15 protein-coding genes are annotated in these 18,156 nt (G+C 41.0%); 8 read left to right on the forward strand and 7 right to left on the reverse strand.

The genetic code is table 11. The features are described 5' to 3' along the window. Window positions 1-8: 8 nt before the first annotated feature. Complete coding sequence (gene dgt, locus HUU81_RS01245; protein WP_199610468.1) at window positions 9-1,436, reverse strand: dGTP triphosphohydrolase; 1,428 nt, start codon at window positions 1,434-1,436, stop codon at window positions 9-11. Window positions 1,437-1,626: 190 nt separating this feature from the next. On the opposite strand from dgt, the gene HUU81_RS01250 reads away from it, so the two are divergent. The 4 genes from HUU81_RS01250 to HUU81_RS01265 all read left to right on the forward strand — a co-directional run bounded on the left by HUU81_RS01250 (window position 1,627) and on the right by HUU81_RS01265 (window position 7,854). Next, entirely contained in the window at window positions 1,627-2,964 is a 1,338-nt protein-coding gene (locus HUU81_RS01250) for a hypothetical protein (RefSeq protein ID WP_199610470.1), read from the forward strand. 184 nt (window positions 2,965-3,148) lie between these two features. Further along, the gene (locus HUU81_RS01255) at window positions 3,149-4,633 is read left to right on the forward strand and encodes a glutamate--cysteine ligase family protein (RefSeq protein ID WP_199610472.1); all 1,485 of its coding nucleotides are present in this window, start codon (window positions 3,149-3,151) and stop codon (window positions 4,631-4,633) included. Between the two features lie 82 nt (window positions 4,634-4,715). After that, window positions 4,716-5,768, forward strand: coding sequence for a M14 family metallopeptidase (locus HUU81_RS01260; RefSeq protein ID WP_199610474.1), 1,053 nt, complete (start codon window positions 4,716-4,718; stop codon window positions 5,766-5,768). After that, a complete protein-coding gene (locus HUU81_RS01265; protein ID WP_199610476.1) occupies window positions 5,758-7,854 on the forward strand; it encodes a TonB-dependent receptor plug domain-containing protein in 2,097 nt (698 codons plus the stop codon). Before HUU81_RS01260 ends, HUU81_RS01265 begins: the two co-directional genes overlap by 11 nt. Here the strand turns inward: HUU81_RS01265 and HUU81_RS01270 are convergent. Further along, window positions 7,826-8,563, reverse strand: a complete 738-nt coding sequence (locus tag HUU81_RS01270; protein WP_199610478.1) for a lysoplasmalogenase — start codon at window positions 8,561-8,563, stop codon at window positions 7,826-7,828. The genes HUU81_RS01265 and HUU81_RS01270 overlap by 29 nt on opposite strands. 226 nt (window positions 8,564-8,789) lie before the next feature. Between HUU81_RS01270 and HUU81_RS01275 the strand changes: the two genes are divergently transcribed. Then, on the forward strand, window positions 8,790-9,557 hold the full coding sequence (locus HUU81_RS01275) for a hypothetical protein (protein ID WP_199610479.1): 768 nt from the start codon (window positions 8,790-8,792) through the stop codon (window positions 9,555-9,557). A gap of 125 nt (window positions 9,558-9,682) precedes the next feature. Here HUU81_RS01275 and HUU81_RS01280 read toward each other — a convergent pair whose 3' ends face one another. Then, window positions 9,683-10,492: a putative porin gene (locus tag HUU81_RS01280; protein WP_199610480.1), complete on the reverse strand. Its 810-nt coding sequence runs from the start codon at window positions 10,490-10,492 to the stop codon at window positions 9,683-9,685. A gap of 454 nt (window positions 10,493-10,946) precedes the next feature. On the opposite strand from HUU81_RS01280, the gene glsB reads away from it, so the two are divergent. Further along, a complete protein-coding gene (glsB, locus tag HUU81_RS01285; protein WP_199610481.1) occupies window positions 10,947-11,861 on the forward strand; it encodes a glutaminase B in 915 nt (304 codons plus the stop codon). Between the two features lie 13 nt (window positions 11,862-11,874). Here glsB and rluF read toward each other — a convergent pair whose 3' ends face one another. Together rluF and HUU81_RS01295 are read right to left on the reverse strand one after the other, a co-directional pair. Further along, window positions 11,875-12,867, reverse strand: coding sequence for a 23S rRNA pseudouridine(2604) synthase RluF (rluF, locus tag HUU81_RS01290; RefSeq protein WP_199610482.1), 993 nt, complete (start codon window positions 12,865-12,867; stop codon window positions 11,875-11,877). Between the two features lie 156 nt (window positions 12,868-13,023). Further along, a complete protein-coding gene (locus HUU81_RS01295) occupies window positions 13,024-13,260 on the reverse strand; it encodes a TIGR02647 family protein (RefSeq protein ID WP_199610483.1) in 237 nt (78 codons plus the stop codon). A gap of 114 nt (window positions 13,261-13,374) precedes the next feature. Here HUU81_RS01295 and HUU81_RS01300 point away from each other — a divergent pair, with 114 nt between their 5' ends. Both HUU81_RS01300 and HUU81_RS01305 read left to right on the forward strand, forming a co-directional pair. After that, window positions 13,375-14,235 (forward strand): EamA family transporter, encoded by an 861-nt coding sequence (locus HUU81_RS01300; protein WP_199610484.1) that lies wholly within the window; start codon window positions 13,375-13,377, stop codon window positions 14,233-14,235. 82 nt (window positions 14,236-14,317) lie between these two features. Beyond that, entirely contained in the window at window positions 14,318-16,216 is a 1,899-nt protein-coding gene (locus HUU81_RS01305) for a vWA domain-containing protein (protein ID WP_199610485.1), read from the forward strand. 130 nt (window positions 16,217-16,346) lie between these two features. On the opposite strand, the gene HUU81_RS01310 is transcribed toward HUU81_RS01305, so the two are convergent. Next, window positions 16,347-16,805: a hypothetical protein gene (locus HUU81_RS01310; RefSeq protein ID WP_199610486.1), complete on the reverse strand. Its 459-nt coding sequence runs from the start codon at window positions 16,803-16,805 to the stop codon at window positions 16,347-16,349. Window positions 16,806-16,807: 2 nt separating this feature from the next. Continuing rightward, window positions 16,808-18,025: a hypothetical protein gene (locus HUU81_RS01315; protein WP_199610487.1), complete on the reverse strand. Its 1,218-nt coding sequence runs from the start codon at window positions 18,023-18,025 to the stop codon at window positions 16,808-16,810. Between the last annotated feature and the right edge of the window lie 131 nt (window positions 18,026-18,156).

Here is an 18,156-nt window from a genome sequence, read left to right on the forward strand (position 1 = left end):
TTTTAGGTTTACTTCAATAATGCTTTTAATTCATCATGGATTGTTATTAGGTAGGTATCGGTCATGCCTGATACCGCATCGGCCAATAATTGCGCTTCTTTGTATTCGATTGGCATGGTATTGGTTGGATCTTCAAATATTCGGCGGTAATTTTCTGAAATGCGTTCGTAGGCATATCGACCAAAAGGGCTTTTTGCTGCATGGCTAAATTGCGCACTGTTTGGTTTACTACGCTTATTATTTATATGACCATGAATGCCTAACCATAGCATATCCATAATGCCAGTGATGTAGTTATTCCCCTTCAACTCTAATTCGAGTACGCTTTTATGGCGATAACCGTGCTGGTAGTCAAATTGCTTTAAATTGCTGCAAAAGTGATTGGCTGTTGAAGCTTCTATTAGCTGGTATCCGGGCCCTAGATCACCCGCCATGATGGCATCGCAATCAGCAACAAACTGATCAACAATTGCCGAAATAGCATGGCCTACCGCATAAACCCTAAAAATTTGCATAGACACATCGTTTAGCTCACGCGGGCTGAGTGACTGCTGTTTAAATTCCATATTTTTTTGTTTAGCAAGCTGCAACACCGAGCAGGTCATTGCGTCGTCACCATTTTGATGCTCAAGAAAGTCCACAATATCAGAAAACGACGCAAGCCCCTTTTTAACAATATCTTCTGCATCTAACACGGAGTACGCGATATCGTCACACGCTTCCATAATGTAAGTAAACGGGTGGCGGTAATGTTCCGACAAGCCTGTTTCCTGCCAAATATCTTCAACAATGGTTAATTCAGAATTAAAAAAGCCGTGTTTTTTCCAGTGCTCACTGCTGCTAACTGTTTGGGGGGCAACGGGGTATTTGAGCATCGACGCCAAGGTGGCGTAGGTGAGGTTCAATCCATAATTATCGTTTAGCACCTGTAATTTGGTTACTAAACGAAAGGTTTGGGCGTTGCCGTCAAACTTTAGAAAGTCTTGTCCCAATTGATTATTAAAGTGGCTGGCATTATTGCGCTGAAACCACTCTTGCATTGCAACCTCGCCTTGGTGACCAAAAGGAGGATTACCAAGATCATGGGCTAACCCGATTGCTGCTAACAGAGAGGGTACACAGCGTTCAATTTGTAAGTCGTCGCTCACCCCTTTAAACACTTGCTCGCGAAACTCAAAGACTAAGCGGTTACCAATACTGCGTGCTAAATTAGACACTTCATGAGAGTGCGTTAATCGGTTTCGGACACTGTCATTCCGTTCTAATGGAAATACTTGAGTTTTATCAGCCATTCTACGAGTTGGCGTGGCAAATAAAATGCGGTCATAATCACGCTCTAACTCTACCCTTCCGGCGGCAATGGAGTAAGGGTTTGCACCACTGAACTTGTCTTTTCTACGCTTACCATTGAGTAACTTTTGCCAAGATAATTCCATGCTTTTTCCGCTTGTTGTTTGAACCAGTGATGAGGTTATTGTGTCTATGAAAACAGTGTAAATCAATGTGAATAAAGCATGATAATCAAAATAGTAACGCTTATACTAGGGCTGACAGGTAGCAGTGCAACTTAGCGCACAGATGACTTGCGGTATCTAAAAGAGTTTAACAAGAGTATTAAAACGGTTTATGTCTTTAAAATCAGTTGTTCACATTTTACTTAGTGTATTACTTGCCGTAGTACTAGGTATTGCATTGTTGCTTGTGCTAATCGTTGAGCGTCAGCCGATTGTTACTCAAGTGCCTGTGGCCGATGCTCAATCTGTGGCACAGGTTAAATTAATGGCAAACTTAACCCGCGCCAAGTTACGGTCGCAACATCCGCAATTATCGTTTCGTTTCTCTCAACGTCAATTAGATGCGTTAAGTGCGGTTGCATCCCATACCGTTAAGCAGGCTAAGTCTAAAATTAATATTAGCGGAAATACCCTATTAGCGGCTGGCTCGTTAGCGTTATCACCTTGGTTTGACGGATATTATGTTAACGTATTAGCAGAATTTGAGCAGCGTGGGTCGGATGTAAAACTAACGCAATTTGTTATTGGTGATTTACCGTTACCCATCAGTATGACGGAGTGGTTAGCTAAGTATATTGCACAGAAAACATTAGATAAGCCACTTTATTTACTCACGGCGCGTGCCTATAAAAATGCGGTGATTAATAAGCATTACATTGCAAGTAGCATGGTGAAGCCAAAAGGATTGATTAATCAGAAAAATGGCGAGCTAGTTAGCTCAGCGCTGTTTTACGATACGATGCGCACATTATCAGGCTTAGACGGCTTGTCTGTTGATGTCGAAGATGTCAGTTTCTACATTCAAAAAATAAAGGGATTTGTTGACGAGCACCAACTACGCGGTAATGTGTCGTTAGCGCCGTTTATTAATTACACCTTTGATCTTGCTGCTACGCGCGCGAAAACAGGGAATGCGAAGCATGAAAATGAAGCCGCATTATGGGCGTTAGCAGCCAGCTTTGGTAACCCTCGATTTGCACGTTTAATTGGCGACATTAACTTAGCGCCGATTAATTATATTCGCACTAGGGTAACCACAACATTAGCGGGCAGGCAGGACCTCGCCTTACACTTTTTATATTCAGCAGTAATAGAACGGCTTTCTGAACAAGGGCTGAGCTTAGCGATTGGTGAATTAAAAGAGTTACTTGATAGTAATACAGGTGGCTCAGGTTTTAGCTTCGCCGATTTGGCGGCTGATATGGCAGGTATTGCGTTTGCGCAATCAGTGACCCAAAACGAAGAAAAAGCCCAACAAGTGCAGGCAATTTTGCGTTTTGAATTAGCTGAAAGTCACTTTTTCCCATCAATCAAACAATTGCCTGAAGGGTTGGATAACGCACATTTTAAAGATCAGTTTGGGGATACAAAATCAGAACAGTATCAGCAGCTTGTCGCTATTATTAACCAACGGATCAGTGCTCTGTCTTTGTATCAAGCGCTGCATTAAAAGCCGACTGGTATGGGTTGTCCCTGTTGTGTGAACTGGCAAGTCTTATGCACAGTATAGAATTTGCCTTTTATCAGAAAATATTGCGTAAACGAAAATAGTCGACGATGCTAGCATTAGGTATAGTGACAAGGAGCGGTAATAGTAATGAGTGTTCATTAACTTACCGTGTTACGGCAGCATTATGGCAGCGCAAGGATCGGGCAGTGTCGCCTTAAGCGATATAAAAACATTTAATACGATATTACATACACAGTTAGCCGTTTTGCAGGCTTTACTTGACGATCCACTTTTTGGTTTAAGTGAACCGACAATTGGTGCTGAGCTAGAAACGAATATTATTAATGCGCGTGGTGAACCACAGTATTTAAATCAAACTCTGCTCGATAAAGCGCAAGATCCTCGCCTTGCTATTGAACTGAATCAATATGACTTAGAGTTTAATTTAACTCCTGTTAAGAGCAGGGGATTTCCTTTTTCTACACTAGAGAAAGAAGCGCTAGCGCTAAACCAGAAAGTGGCAGCACTTGCCTCGCATTCAAACGCTGAATTATTAGCAATTGGCATTTTGCCTACCCTAAAACCTCAACATTTAACCGTTGATGCGATATCAAACCGCCAACGCTACGAGGTATTCGCCCAACAGTTACTAAAACGACGCGGCGAAAAGTTTCACATTCAAATTGACGGTGAAAACCCGCTTAGTTTAGACACGAACTCTATTGCATTAGTAGGCGCTGGTGCCTCGTTTCAATTGCATCTTAAAGTGACACCTCAACAATTTACTCATGTGTTCAATGCGGTGATGTTAGTAACGCCACTCGTACTTGCATTTAGTGCAAACTCGCCAAGCTTGTTAGGGCATTTATTATGGGACGAAACACGAATTGCGTTATTTAAACAATGTATTGATACACGAATAAAAATTAAGCCGTGGCATGAGCCGCCCAGAGTGACGTATGGCAGTGGCTGGAATAGAACAGGCATTATAGAGTTATTTGAAGCAAATGTGGGGCTGTATGAGCCAATGATGGCTCAGTTTAGTGACGAGGATGCGTGTGCGGCCTATGCTGCGGGGCGAGTGCCCCAACTTAATGAACTCAAATTTCATCAGGGTTCGGTGTGGAGCTGGAACCGCGGTATTTATGATCACCATGATAATGGTCATTTACGAATAGAAATTAGAAGCCTGCCCGCAGGACCAACTATGGTCGATACGATGGCTAATGCGGCTATGCTAACGGGGTTGGTGTTCGGGTTAGCCGATAAAATAGAGCACTGGATCTCGCGTCTGCCATTTAAATATGCAGAATATAATTTTTACCGTGCAGCTCAGTACAGCATTGATGCTGAGTTAGTATGGCCTCACCTCACTCAGTTTGGCTTATGTGAAGCCAATGCAACAACACTTTTATATACTCTGATTGAAGATGCGGAAGCCGGGTTAACGCGCCTAGGTGTGGCAAAAGAAGAGAGTAAGCGTTATTTAAGCATCTTTATTGAAAGAGTTGAAAAGCAACTAAATGGTGCCCGTTGGCAGCGTTTGGTGTTGGCTAAATATGAAGTAAAGCGTAATCGCACCGAGGCGTTATATGACATGCTGCATGACTATAAAATGATGCAGCCATTAAATATTCCTCTTGCTCAATGGGACAATATCAGAAAGTAGCTATACTGAATATGAGATTAATTTATCCTTAATGCAGGTGGGTTAACAATGATGTTACTTTTCACGATTATAGGTTAATCGCATGGCGTTATCTGATCCGACAATAAGCGACGCAGGCTCGTTTCCTATTTTTGAAAGTCATACAGTCAATACACAAGGTGATATAGCAACATTTTTATCGCAGTTTGAGCAACGTCCTTCGGTTGTTTACTTTAAAGGGCGTGATCCCGCAAGGCCTCCAAGAATGATCACTACCTTGTTGCATGGCAATGAGCCGTCAGGTGCTTATGCCCTGCAGCGCTTAATTGAGTGCAAGGTTAAGCCCATAGTCGATTGTTATATTTTATTGGCATCGTTAACCGCCGCAACCACACCTCCTTTATTTCATTACCGTATGTTGCCTGAGCATAAAGACTTAAACCGTTGCTTTTTAACGCTTTCTGGAACTGATCCTCAAACCGAGCTAGCTAACCGCATTGTGGCCTATATTGAAAGCATACAGCCAGAGGTGATTTTAGATATGCATAATACGTCTGGCGACAATCCCGCGTTTAGCGTCACGCATAAAAAAGATGAACAACATGCGACGCTAGGCCAATTGTTTAGTCCTTATATTATTTATTCCTCTATTCAGGTTGGCGCCATGTTTGAACGCGACTTTGGTTGTCCTATTGTGACAATAGAATGCGGTGGGGCAAACAACACGCTATCTCATGAAATTGCGTTTAGTGGTCTTCATCACTTTTTTCAAACCGAGTTAGATGAATTAAACCAAGAATGTGACGCGCCAATTTGGCTTGAAGATCCTATCAGACTGGAACTTGTTGCTGATACCAAGCTGGCCTATGCAGACTCGCCTTGTCCGAATGCAGACTTAACGCTTCCTCGTGATATTGACAGTTATAACTTTGGCTTACTTGAACCCCATCAGCGGCTAGGCTGGGTTGGCAAGCGAGGAAAAGATATATTCAAGGCCACCAATGCCGACGGTGATGATTGTTTTGCTGCGTTGTTTACCCTACGCGACAATCAACTTTACCCAGCCCAAGCGTTACATGTATTTATGATAACAACACGTGCCGATATCGCCTTATCTGATTGTTTATTGTATGCCGTGGTTGCTCATGATGAGTAATATGTTGGTAAGAAAACAATGTGTTTGTTTAATGTTGTGTGGGCTAACACTACCGATATTTGCCAGTGATAATGCAGTTAATAAGGTGCAGCTGCAATCCAAGGCAGATCATTATGTGTACCCGATTGATGAATTGTTTGCTTTATCACTTCCTCAGTTACTCAATTTAAAAGTGACGGTAGCCTCTAGAAATGAATTACCCCTGTGGCAAACACCGTCGTCGGTGACGGTGTTTACTCAAGCGCGGATTCATAGCTTAGGGGTGCGTAATTTATTTGAACTACTTAATTATGTGCCCGGCTTTTACAATATGATGAATGCCGTTGAAGGAAATCAGTCGCACATAGACACTCGTGGCATGGCACAAAAATATGCTAGCGCATTGTTATTTAAACTAAATGGCCAACGCTTAAACGATGACTATACCGGCGGCATTAGTTACTTTATGCGGCATTTAGATATTCGCACTGCTAAGCGTGTAGAAATCATCCGTGGACCGGGTTCGTCGCAATATGGTTCGAATGCATACGCTGGTGTGATTAACATCACCACCTCAAAAGCCAGCCAAGTTGGCCTTGAAGCGGGAAGTAACCAAAGTAAAGGTATGTCTGTGCAAGTGGTAGAGCCAATAAGTGATTGGTTAGTGGGCTTAAATAGCAGCTGGTATAAAGATGAAGGAGACACATTTAGCGATATTTACGATCCATTCGAGCGGCAAACCACCACCACCGATCCACGTGAAGTAAGGCAGCTCCAGCTTTATGCGGAACATGAGCAGGGGGCATTACGTTTTAATTGGTTAGACTCAACCAGAGAAAATTATTATTTATTCCGCCGCGTGAGTGATAGCGTCACATTTGTTGAATTGAACCACTGGATGTTAGATGCAAAGTACCTGCTGACCTCGGCCAGCAATCCTTGGCAAGTCAGTCTTTCAGGCGCGTATCATCGTGGCGAGCGTCGTTCTCAAACGGCTTTAGTGCCACAAGGTATAGGAATGTTTACTGCAGATAGCTTTTTATTTGGGGAAGATATTGCATACCGCAGCTACAACTTAAGCATTGATGCGGAATACCAAAGCGCATCAGATTTGTTATGGCACTTTGGGATTCAGGCATCTAATAGTGAGGTGCCAAACGGCTTTATTCGCAGCAATTATGACGTATTTGATATGTTTGGCTTTTTAGGGAAAGTACAAACCTTTAATCAAGCCGAACAACGTATTGTACTTGATAACCAACGGCATATTCGTGGTAGCTATGCTCAGGTTCAATGGCACCCCTTACCGCGTTGGTTTTTCACATTGGGTGTAAGATACGACGACTTTAATGACGTGGATGATGCGTTTACTCCAAGTTTTTCGGCTATTTATCAAATTAATAGCCAACAAGGCGTTAAATTTAAGTATGGCGAGGGATACCGGGCTCCTTCGTTAGGCGATTTGTACGATGCAGAAAGTGGTTTGTCTATTGGTAATCAAGCGCTTAAAGCAAGTGAAGTAAAAAGTACTGAGGTGGCATACTATTGGTTTAACGACGCTTTCGCTTTTTCAGCGACAGTATTTGACAATGTGCATCAAAATCTCATCGGGTTTGAGGTAAGAGACACAGGCGAAATTAGCTTAGGTAACGTTGCAAAAAACTTTAGCCAAGGGATGGAAATAGAAGCGCGCTGGCATATTAATGAGCAGTGGCGGTTTATTACAGGCATTACCAGAATATTTAAAAATCATACTGAATTAGGCGATGCCATGGGGATCCCAAAATCAGAACATATTACGCCAAGTGAGTACTTTTCTTATCAACTACAATATCAAAAAAATAACTGGTCATGGTCACTGCATGGCACCTGGCGTAATGAGGTTGCACTGCTAGAAAGTAACGATGATTTATTGCTGGTTAATAGCAAAGTAAATTATCGCATTAATCCGCGCACTAATTTACACATAACAATCAACAATGCCTTGGATGAGCGTTATAGCACTTCTTCATATATCCCATTGGGGATTGATAGCAATAACAATGTTGTGCACCAATATCCTGCTAGAGGTCTCGAATTTATGGCAGGGGTGACATATCAGTTTTAATGCGCTGCATGATACCTTTAAACAACAAATACTGCGCCAGATAGTAGGTTGTCATAATCAAATATGCTTGATAGGGCACAGGAAGAATAAACATATTAATCGCAATAATCGCGTCCGATATCACAAACAACATTGCACCTAGCAAAATTAAATTCATTTTTGGCTGAGCTACATAGGGTTGCTCTGTATGGTATGTTGACGTATTTGTTGCGGTTAATGCCATTAATAGAATCGCACACATATATACCGTAACTGGAACCGCTAACTCTCCTGCTTTAGGCACAATCCAACCTGCCATTAACAACGTAAACGTGCTAAATGCTAACGCTATCCACTTTGTTTTGGGATCAGTAAAGGTGCGTAAAACAAAAGCATACACACTTGCGGGCTGTACTCGCCATTGCCAAAATACAACGCAATAGCATATATGAGCCAGTAAAAAGGCACCTAAGCCAAATACAAAGTTATTCGGTATGGTTAAAGCAAGTAACACATCGCCACAAGCTGAAAATAACAGTGCTGCTGTGGCGAATAAAATGGCTGATGAACGTGTGTGAAGGGTATTGGATAACAGCACAAAAAAGAGTAACAGAATGGGCGTGGCTTTATGTAAAAAATGCCAAGAATAATCACCCATGGGTAACATGATTAAATAGCTTATTGCAGTCATCCAATAAAGTATGGGTGTGGCTTTTCCATGAAGTTGCATTTAAGGGTTGTCCTATACGAGCGCTGTTTTCCGCTTTACTTGAATCTGGCTGTCTAAATTAGCGGATTATCATACTAGGTGCCACAGTACATCAAATATTCATTCAGTCATAACCAGAAAATAACATTTATGGTTGAGTCTTGTTGAAAAAAACAACACAATGGAGTGAGAAAACTGACCGAGTATAGAGTCAGTAAAAATAGATTTCACAGGAAGGATGTTTAACATGCCATTATCGCGTCGCCAATTAAGTCAAATAGGCGCTACCACAGTATTAGCTTTATCATTAGCCGCATGCGGTGGCTCAGATTCCTCATCTCCGCAACCACCCACTCAGCCAGAGCCGACTCCAGTTAAAATAGATAAGCAGTTAGCGATCGATTTTTCAGTGTCTGATCATGCCGACAAAGAGGCCACAGTCATTTTTTCAGATTTACCTACGGAAGATACCGCAGACTTTGAGTTGGCATCTAGCCACGAAGCTTTACCAGAGCCATTCAGTGACCAAAAAGGGTGGTTACTAAGCGGACATAATCGTTCAGATGACTTATTAATGGCGTTATCAATAAAAGTTGATCAGCTTAATAGTATGACATTGCATGAGGTTAGCATGGAAGTTGAAATCTTAACGAACGTGCCACAAAATTGTGCTGGTATAGGCGGCGCGCCCGGTGAGTCTGTTTATGTAAAATTGGCGGCAACTCAGCATAAACCAGAAAATATCATTGAGTCAGGTAATTATCGATTAAATGTTGATTTAGGTCAGCAGTCCACCTCTGGCACAGAAGGTTATGTGGTCGGTAATATTGCTAATAGTTTAGACTGTTCTGACGACAGAGCGTATGAGTTAAAAACATTGGTGATGGAAGATAAGCTCGATGTTATGTCTGACGCGGAAGGCGTTTTGTGGCTAACTGCAGGATTTGATTCTGGTTTTGAAGGTAAAACCACGGTGTATATCACTCAGTTAAATGCGCACGTTAAAGAGATTTAAGATTCAAAAATAAAAAAAGAAACCACATATAAAAATGTGATTTCTTTTGTCTTACATAAACACGGTACGAAAAGGCATGTTGTACATGCCTTAAATGTCACTTTTTAATAGCGATAGCGTTTAAATTAGAACTGTGCAGTTGCTGTGATCCCGAACATGTCATCACTCACGCGACCAACAGTTGTGTACTCGAAGCTAACACCAATGTTTTTAGTGAAGAAGTGAGATACACCTGCGCTATAATGGTCGTCTTTAGCAGCATTTAAAGAAACACCAGTCATTTTGTTGAAGTAGTATTTGCCACCAACAGCCCATGAATCAGAAAAGTCGTCGCTGTGATCAACGCTTGCAGTTAGTTGTAGATATTTATCTTGACCAAGATCGCTGAAATACTTAGTTGATAAGTTTGCATTATCAAACTCGTCATCAACAACTAATGTAAAGCCAATATAGTCAGTTTGGTTGATTTGGTGGTTATAGTTAGTGCTTAGTAATACTTCATCGAAACCATTTTCACCGTCAAGATACTGAAGTCTAACTTGCCAGTCATCATTAATTTCATAACCTAATGTAGCTGTTACTAACTCGCCAGTATTACCGTTGGTGTTAGCATGCTTAACGTCAAGGCCAAGAATAAATTGGTTTGTGAAATACTCACCACCAACATTATAGGTATTTGAATTATAATCGATAAAACCATCATCGCTAGAATGGTTATAGTTACCATAAACAGTTGATACATCATTGATATAACCAAACTGGTCTAATGGACCCAACGTTTTTTTGTCACCAAAGAAGTACTGAGAGCTAAGTCCGAAAGTTTCGTTGTAGTCACTATCATGATAACTAGCTGTTGAGAATGAGCGATATTGTTCTGCTTGTGCTGCTGAAGCGGAAAGGGCAGCGATAACTAATAGAGCATGAGTCTTTTTCATAAAAACATCCTTTTTACTTTTTGATTACATAGCTAGTTTGCGCTAGCACATTAAAAATTCGCGGCGGATACTATCATTGCTATGTTTTTTAATCATTTTTTTTAAATTTATAAATGTAACAAAATATGTATATATTGGTTGAAGATGATAAGGTTTATTTTTTGTTAAAAATTGTTATTCATAAGCTGTGCATATTTATGTATTTAAAAAAGGGACTTGCAAACCCCCATACCTAATGGTGCGCTGTGCTAGCATAAATAGCTGGTGGATTAATGCTCAGCCCACCTATTCACTTTATTCGTTTATTCAGTAAAAAATTCAGGTGATATAAAAAGTTACAGTTTTACGTTAGTGTAGTACGAGCTTTAACAAAAACAAAAGGTTTAACAGCTTTGCTATACTACTTGTTTTGGTGGTTTGTGAACGCATTGGTTTTAAACGAGAAGGGGACAACTTGAGTTATCAAGCAGTATTAAATGAAATATTAGACGAGTCAAAAAGTAGAATCGGCGAAGGAAAAGTGGCTGATTACATTCCCGCACTAGCTAAAATGAATCCAAATCAATTAGGTATTGCTATTCATACGGTAGACGGAGAAACGATTTCTGCAGGAGACGATTACCAGCGTTTTACCATTCAATCAGTGTCAAAGGTGTTATCCCTTACGTTAGCATTACAGAGGTATGGCGATGATTTATGGAAACGTGTTGGTAAAGAGCCATCTGGTACGGCATTTAATTCGTTAACTCAGTTAGAGTTCGAGCAAGGTATTCCTCGCAACCCTTTTGTCAATACAGGGGCGTTAGTGGTAGCGGATGCATTGGTGAGTCGTTTATCAGCACCCATCCACGCAGTATTAGAAAATGTACGGGCGTTAAGCGGTAACGCTAATATTATGCTTGATCGTCAAGTTGCGCGGTCTGAATACGAACATCGCCATCGAAACGCAGCAATGGCGCATTTGATGAAGTCGTTTGGTAATTTTGAAAATGATGTCGACCAAGTATTGCAGGCATACTTTAGTTTTTGTGCGATTGAATTAAACTGTCGCGAGCTTGCCACCACGTTTAGCTTTTTAGCACAACAAGGTTTCTCTCAGGAAGCCAGTACGCAAATGCTTACCAGTAAGCAAACACAACAAATGAACTCATTACTGTTTACCAGTGGTTTGTATGATGCGGCGGGTGATTTTGCCTACCGAGTAGGCATGCCGGGTAAATCGGGTGTTTCTGGCGCGATAGTGGCGGTATGTCCGGGACGCTTTACAGTAGCAGTGTGGTCGCCTGAATTAAATAGTTATGGCAACTCTGTAGCTGGGTTACATGCGCTAGAGATGCTAGCTGATAAACTAGATATTGCGTTGTTTTAGCCCCGCACAATGATTATTTTTGCTTCCCTAATGACAAAGTGCCTTTCGTGCTTCTTTTTGGCTTACTGCTATTGTTGCCATTAGCAGGTGCTTGCTTATTTGAAGGTGATTTTTTATAAGTACTTCTAGTGTTTTTTTGCTCGGCATGTTCACGCTTTTTATTGGCGTGTGATTGGGTATTTTCACGCTGTTGATGAGCATGCGATTTATTTTTGGCGGGGCGACGTGGGTTGCTTGATTTACTCATGGTTTGAGGTACTGCTAAATGGGAAGCTTCTTCAGTTTTACTTGATTTTTCCACTGCTTGGTTAAGTGTGGCCATTTCTTGTTCGGTTAAATAGCGCCATTGGCCATCTGCTAGGCCTTTAAGTGAAATGTTCATAATGCGGGTGCGGGTAAGCGTTTTAACGTCAAACCCTAGATATTCCGTCATTCTTCTAATTTGGCGATTTAAGCCTTGGGTAAGAATAATTTTAAACGTGAATTTATCTATTTTTTCAACTTTGCAAGGTTGTGTAACGGTATCCAATATTGGCACGCCGCTACTCATACGACGAACAAACTCAGACGTAATCGGCTTATTTACGGTAACAATATATTCTTTTTCATGGGCATTGCCTGCCCTTAAAATTTTGTTCACGATATCGCCATCACTGGTAAGAAAAATTAGTCCTTGTGACGGTTTATCGAGTCGACCGATGGGAAAAATACGTTGTTTATGACCAATAAAGTCAACAATGTTGCCGCGCACATGGCGCTCGGTTGTGCAGGTTACGCCAACCGGCTTATTTAAAGCGATATAGATAAGTTTTTGTTTTTGATTTATAGCTTTGCCATCTACTTCAACTTGATCATCAGGCATCACCTTAGTGCCTAATTCTGGAATAGTACCATTGATGGTTACTCTGCCTGCATCAATGAGTTTGTCAGCTTCTCTGCGAGAGCAAAAACCAGACTCGCTAATAAACTTATTCAGTCTTTTTCCGGTAGATTGAAGATCTGACATAGTATAGGCACCTTACAACGTTGGGACTTTTGATATAGAAAAGAATGAAAAAACGCAGCAATTTTAGCATAGTCGCTTTCAATTAACATGAAGAAACCATGTAGCTGTGCATAATTAAGCGCAGCTACAGAGCGGGGTGATTAGCAAGTGACTGCGTTATTTACGGGTTAATACCATCATGGCGTTTTGTGTGTGTTCGGCCACTTCATGACCTAAAGATGTTAAATAGCCACCATCTTCTTGGGTGACTAATCCTTTTTCAAAAAGGCGTTTAGTGGCGTTTACTACATGGGGTTCAGCATCGTGGTGCACTTTAATGCCTGCTTGTGTGCTGTCTAAACTAAACTGCATTAATACATTCATTTCATCAACATAATCTTGTTTTATTGGCATAGTGTTGCTCCTTTTAGGATTGAATGAAGTCGCAATGATTACTTTGCGCTCCTTTTTATGAACAATCAAGTTTAAACTAAGCAAATTATTGAATTGATTTAGTCTAAGAAGTAAATGAACAAACTTTGGATAACAACCTTATTGTGGGCCTTTAGCTTTTCGCTCATCGGCGAGTTCTTGGCGGGACAAGTTGATGGCTACTTGGCTGTGTTTTCACGCATGATACTGGCACTCATAGTATTTATACCTTTTATGAAAGTTAAACAAGTATCAAACATTTTACGACTAAAACTGAGTGCGATTGGTGCTATTCAATTAGGGTTGATGTACCTTTTCTTTTATCACAGTTTTTTGTTTCTATCAGTACCAGAAGTACTGTTATTTACCATCTTTACACCCGTTTATGTGGCTATGCTAGATGAGCTATTGTCGCAGGGACGCCTCTCAACAAAGTGGTTGTTACCTGTTGTATTTGCTGTTGCTGGAGCAGGGGTGATCCGCTTTCAACCCTTGAATGATGGATTTATCGTCGGCTTTTTATTGGTTCAAGCAGCGAATGCATGCTTTGCGTGTGGTCAGGTTTTTTATAAAAGATTGGTTATCCCTAAGCACGTAGCACAACATAATATCTTTGGCTGGTTTTTTGTCGGCGCCACAATTATTAGCGCCTGTTCTGTTATGTTATTCGCAAATTGGCAACGTTTACCGAGTTCGTCGCTACAATGGGGCATAGTAATCTGGTTAGGTATTGGTGCGTCTGGTTTGGGGTATTTTCTTTGGAACAGCGGAGCTAAACAAGTGAATACAGGACAACTAGCGGTGATGAATAATGTATTAATTCCTGCTGGTTTATTAGTCAATTTGCTGTTTTGGCAGCATAACATTGACTGGTTACGTTTTACTGTTGGCAGCTTATTGATAATGATTGGCTTTTTAATTTCACTACGAAAAAAGGATTATATTTTACTGCGTTAAGTTTGACATTTTACTTTGATTTACTAGGCTTCATTTAAGAGGTACAGATACTGATGTTAAATCAGAAGGATGAGGCAGTAGGATGTTGTACAATAGACTTAGTGTTACCGATGTTATTGTTTTTGTTTTATTTTTTGTATTAACAGGATGTGGCGGAGGAGGCGGTTCAGACGCTTCTTCACCGCAAACGCCGACTGTTTCACCTGCACCACCGCCGTCAACTAGTTCACCCAATACTCCTACACAAACATATAGTTTATTAGCGCGTGTTGTTGATTTATCTAATTCGTTAACACTTGCTGTAAAAATTGGTGAAATAACAGAAATAGTGGCCGTTGATGTTGCAAATACACTGGTGTTTTCACAACTAGATGATGGAACGCGCTATGAAGTGATCGTTCAAACCCAGCCAGAAGGTGAAATATGTAGTGTGGAAAATGGTAAGGGGCAAATTAAAGGCGCAGACATAAAAGATATTGTCATTACCTGCCAATCCATTTATCAACATAATGTTCGCCTGCATTATTTTCAGCAGCAAGTTGAGCAGCCTTCCGTTGTTAGCTCAATATTTCAAGTGATTGATAATAAAACCAACCTACCTATTACTTCACTACCCTTAGACAGCTTTATGGTGACTGAAAACGGTCAAGATATCGCAGCAAACAAATTGTACTTAAATAACTTTGATTACGTGGCGACCCAAATTTATAAAACAACGTTGTTGCTAGATATCAGCAATAATATGAGTGAGGCAGAGTTTATTGGTGCCAAGAATGCGATTAAGGCATTGATTAACAGGTATGCACAAACAACGCAGGTATCAGCGGTTGAAACCGAGCAGCGCTTGCCTCAAGGGCACTATCTGTCAATACAGGTGATATCTGACACACACACCTTGGTATTGCCTTTTACACAAAGTAGGGATGCATTATTAACGGCAATAGATGGCATTGTACAAACACAGCAACCGCTGTCGCTGCATACTCCTTTAGTTTCTTTATTAAGCGAAAGCAGCAACTTTTTTACATTAGATACCGTTGAGCTAAACCAGTATGTTCTGGTGACTAAGTCTGTTAGCAGTATTAACGCGCAAGAGTTAAATGCGTTGCAGGAGATACAGAATGACAAGCCTGCTGCTAGCTTGTACATATTGGATCTGAACGAAACGGCACATACCGAGTTAAGTCATTTAGGCCAGCATCAATATTATCATGTTGATGAATTAACAAATCTGACAAAAAGTGCAGAGGCGGTAGCAGATCAATTAATGCAGTTAAATCGTTCACTGTATTATCTATATTATGCCTCCTCACAGCGCAGTGGTACGCACCAAGTGCAAATATCAGTTGATGATAATCAAGGGTGTAATACACACTTAGTAGATACGGTTGCATGCGTAGAACAGTTGGTGCATTCGTTTAGTGCGGACGGCTTTAGTGCAGTGCAACCCACATTAGCTATGCGAGTGCCATCACCTATGGTGCGCAACAAAGCCTATCAACTAAAGGCGTTAACCCGATGGGCAAATCAATCGGCTAATCATCAATGGCAAATAGAGCAGCATACAGGCGAGATGTCTTTATCTTCAATGCATGCTGGACAAGGCCATGCTGAAGCCACTTTGAATATTGGTAACAATAGGGATGTTAATCATGCTTCGTTGACTGTGACTGATACTAACAACCCAACAGCCACTAAACTAATGCATATGATCTCTGGCTCTTATGTAGCCGCTGCTTTGTCGGAGTACACGTTAACATTAGACACCCCATTACTGCATATAAATATTGAAGATAGTCCGGGTAACAATCCCCCCGAATTTATTTGGAAAGTAGCGAATGAGGAAGTGGCAATATTAAGCACTGATGCAGGGCCACAAGTTTCAATTTTAGGGTTGCGTACGGGGATTACGTATTTATATCTCACCGATATCGCAAATGATACCAGTGCAGTACTAATATTGTATGTTGAGTACGATTAGGGGCTGTAGGTTTATTCTAATAATCAACCAAGCACCGTTTGACAAATCAACACACCAGTGTGGTAATACTGCATTTGAACTATATACCAGTGTTACCACTGCATGTCGTACTTGATATTTATTGCGTTATTTAAAGCATGTAGAGAATTTTTATTTGGGCATTTTCTGCTACATCTTTTAACGGCACATAACCAATATATCCAGGTGATTGTGCCACTTTTTCGATAACCGCTTCAATATTATCAAACTCAATTGGTGGATTACCTTTTCCAGCAAACTTCATTTGTGCCCAAAACGCCTTAATTCGCGCTTCAGTGAGACCTATTGCTTTATTACTAAACAAAATGCGTACAGGGTGTTCATAAGGCAAGTTAATTGGTTTTAAGTTATCTTTGGAAGCTGCCCCTTTATTATTCCCTAAGAAAATGCGTTTAACTTGCTGCTGTGTGAGTACTTGAAAGTTGGTGTCTTGATGAGAGATAACCACAATTCTTTCATTATCGTTAGCAATAGAAGTACACGGGCTGATGAGTGCAGTTAATATAAGTGCATTCAAAATAAATCGGATACTAAGTAATACGTTATGCATCGCTAAAACACCCATTCCAAAGCAAATGTTAGCACGGTGCTGTTGCCATCAAACTCGTTGCCAAAATTAACAGGGGTGGTGTTATATGCACCAAGTCTATCAGACGGGCTAAAGAGCTTCTTTACTTCTCCTTTGAATGCCCAATTCTCGACCAGATCCCAACGAAAACCTAATGCAAGCGAGCGAACATCATAATACGGTGGATCGTCTAGTGCGACTTCTACTAATTCTCTTAGTGCAATGTTGGCCGGGGTATCATTGGGTATTTCATCATTAATGAAATCGACTAAGTAGTCGCGGCGCATTGCGGCCGTTGCGTGTATCGTTAACGTGTCCCAGCGGTAGCCTGCACTTAAATAAGCACTAAATAAACTATGGGTTAATGGTTCGTCAGAATTGAAATAAATGGTTTCTAACTTCATAAAATGCGAAAGTCGTTCGTAATTCACGCTAGCTTGGTAGAGATTCATAATATCGTCGATATTGAGTGCTTCTTGGGTTTTACTAAAGCCGAGCTCTCCCATGATGTCGCGTAATTGATCCGCAGGCGTGCCTGTAAGTTTCACCTGAAGTTGATGGTATGAAGTGCGAAATGTGTAATGTTCTAACCGAAAGGTAGCCACTAGCCCCCAAAAGTTAGACACATCAGTATCAATATCGAAACGGTTGTCGGTGCGCAGTTTATCATCATGTTTGCCATAATAGCCCTGTAAATCTAACGCGTATTTTTCATTATTGACGCTATAAATCGCATCAAAACCCTCAAAGCTGCTAAATAAAAACTCGGCGTTTACTTCATTAGGCACTTGAACCCAATGGTAAGTGTAACCAACATGAATTACGTCGCTTAACGAAAGAAAAGGGGTTCGTAATTTACCTGCCCTTAATTGCCAATTTGGTGATGCTTGATAAGTGAAATAAGCCCACTCAACCTCTGATCCTACCTCAGGGTTTTCGGTATACAAGAACTGGGTAGTTACGCTAAGGTTGTCGTTAATTTGATATTCAGGTTGAATGGCAATCAAACTTTGGTCGTTAAAAGACCAGCTATCGTCGAATCCTTCATAGGTTACTTGCTGGTCTAACGTTTTCCCCGCGATTAGGCGTGCAAAGCCGCTAATGCGAAAGTCATCAGCATAGGCGGTGCTCATGTTTAACGCTAAGGCGGTAAAAATAATTAACCAACATAGGTAAGTAGATCGAATCTGGAAAAAGTTCATTGAACGGCGCACCTTAAATTAAGAAGGAAAGTCGTTGGCATTGTGCTGTGTGCCCATAATGCTTATAGGTATTGCTATTATAGCCTTATCTAATGGAATTGGTTAACTAAACCTGTGCCAACAACTTGTTT

It is taken from the genome of Flocculibacter collagenilyticus, from assembly GCF_016469335.1.
GTDB classification, from domain to species: domain Bacteria; phylum Pseudomonadota; class Gammaproteobacteria; order Enterobacterales; family Alteromonadaceae; genus Flocculibacter; species Flocculibacter collagenilyticus.

Bases quoted from the DNA above. Each gene is read 5' to 3' on its own strand.
- HUU81_RS01295 (WP_199610483.1), bottom strand. From the start codon at position 13,260: ATGCCAATAAAACAAGATTATGTTGATGAAATGAATGTATTAATGCAG.
- HUU81_RS01260 (WP_199610474.1), top strand. From the start codon at position 4,716: ATGGCGTTATCTGATCCGACAATAAGCGACGCAGGCTCGTTTCCTATT.
- HUU81_RS01255 (WP_199610472.1), top strand. From the start codon at position 3,149: ATGGCAGCGCAAGGATCGGGCAGTGTCGCCTTAAGCGATATAAAAACA.
- dgt (WP_199610468.1), bottom strand. From the start codon at position 1,436: ATGGAATTATCTTGGCAAAAGTTACTCAATGGTAAGCGTAGAAAAGAC.
- HUU81_RS01280 (WP_199610480.1), bottom strand. From the start codon at position 10,492: ATGAAAAAGACTCATGCTCTATTAGTTATCGCTGCCCTTTCCGCTTCA.
- HUU81_RS01300 (WP_199610484.1), top strand. From the start codon at position 13,375: ATGAACAAACTTTGGATAACAACCTTATTGTGGGCCTTTAGCTTTTCG.
- HUU81_RS01270 (WP_199610478.1), bottom strand. From the start codon at position 8,563: ATGCAACTTCATGGAAAAGCCACACCCATACTTTATTGGATGACTGCA.
- HUU81_RS01315 (WP_199610487.1), bottom strand. From the start codon at position 18,025: ATGAACTTTTTCCAGATTCGATCTACTTACCTATGTTGGTTAATTATT.
- HUU81_RS01250 (WP_199610470.1), top strand. From the start codon at position 1,627: ATGTCTTTAAAATCAGTTGTTCACATTTTACTTAGTGTATTACTTGCC.
- rluF (WP_199610482.1), bottom strand. From the start codon at position 12,867: ATGTCAGATCTTCAATCTACCGGAAAAAGACTGAATAAGTTTATTAGC.
- HUU81_RS01275 (WP_199610479.1), top strand. From the start codon at position 8,790: ATGCCATTATCGCGTCGCCAATTAAGTCAAATAGGCGCTACCACAGTA.
- HUU81_RS01305 (WP_199610485.1), top strand. From the start codon at position 14,318: ATGTTGTACAATAGACTTAGTGTTACCGATGTTATTGTTTTTGTTTTA.
- HUU81_RS01310 (WP_199610486.1), bottom strand. From the start codon at position 16,805: ATGCATAACGTATTACTTAGTATCCGATTTATTTTGAATGCACTTATA.
- HUU81_RS01265 (WP_199610476.1), top strand. From the start codon at position 5,758: ATGATGAGTAATATGTTGGTAAGAAAACAATGTGTTTGTTTAATGTTG.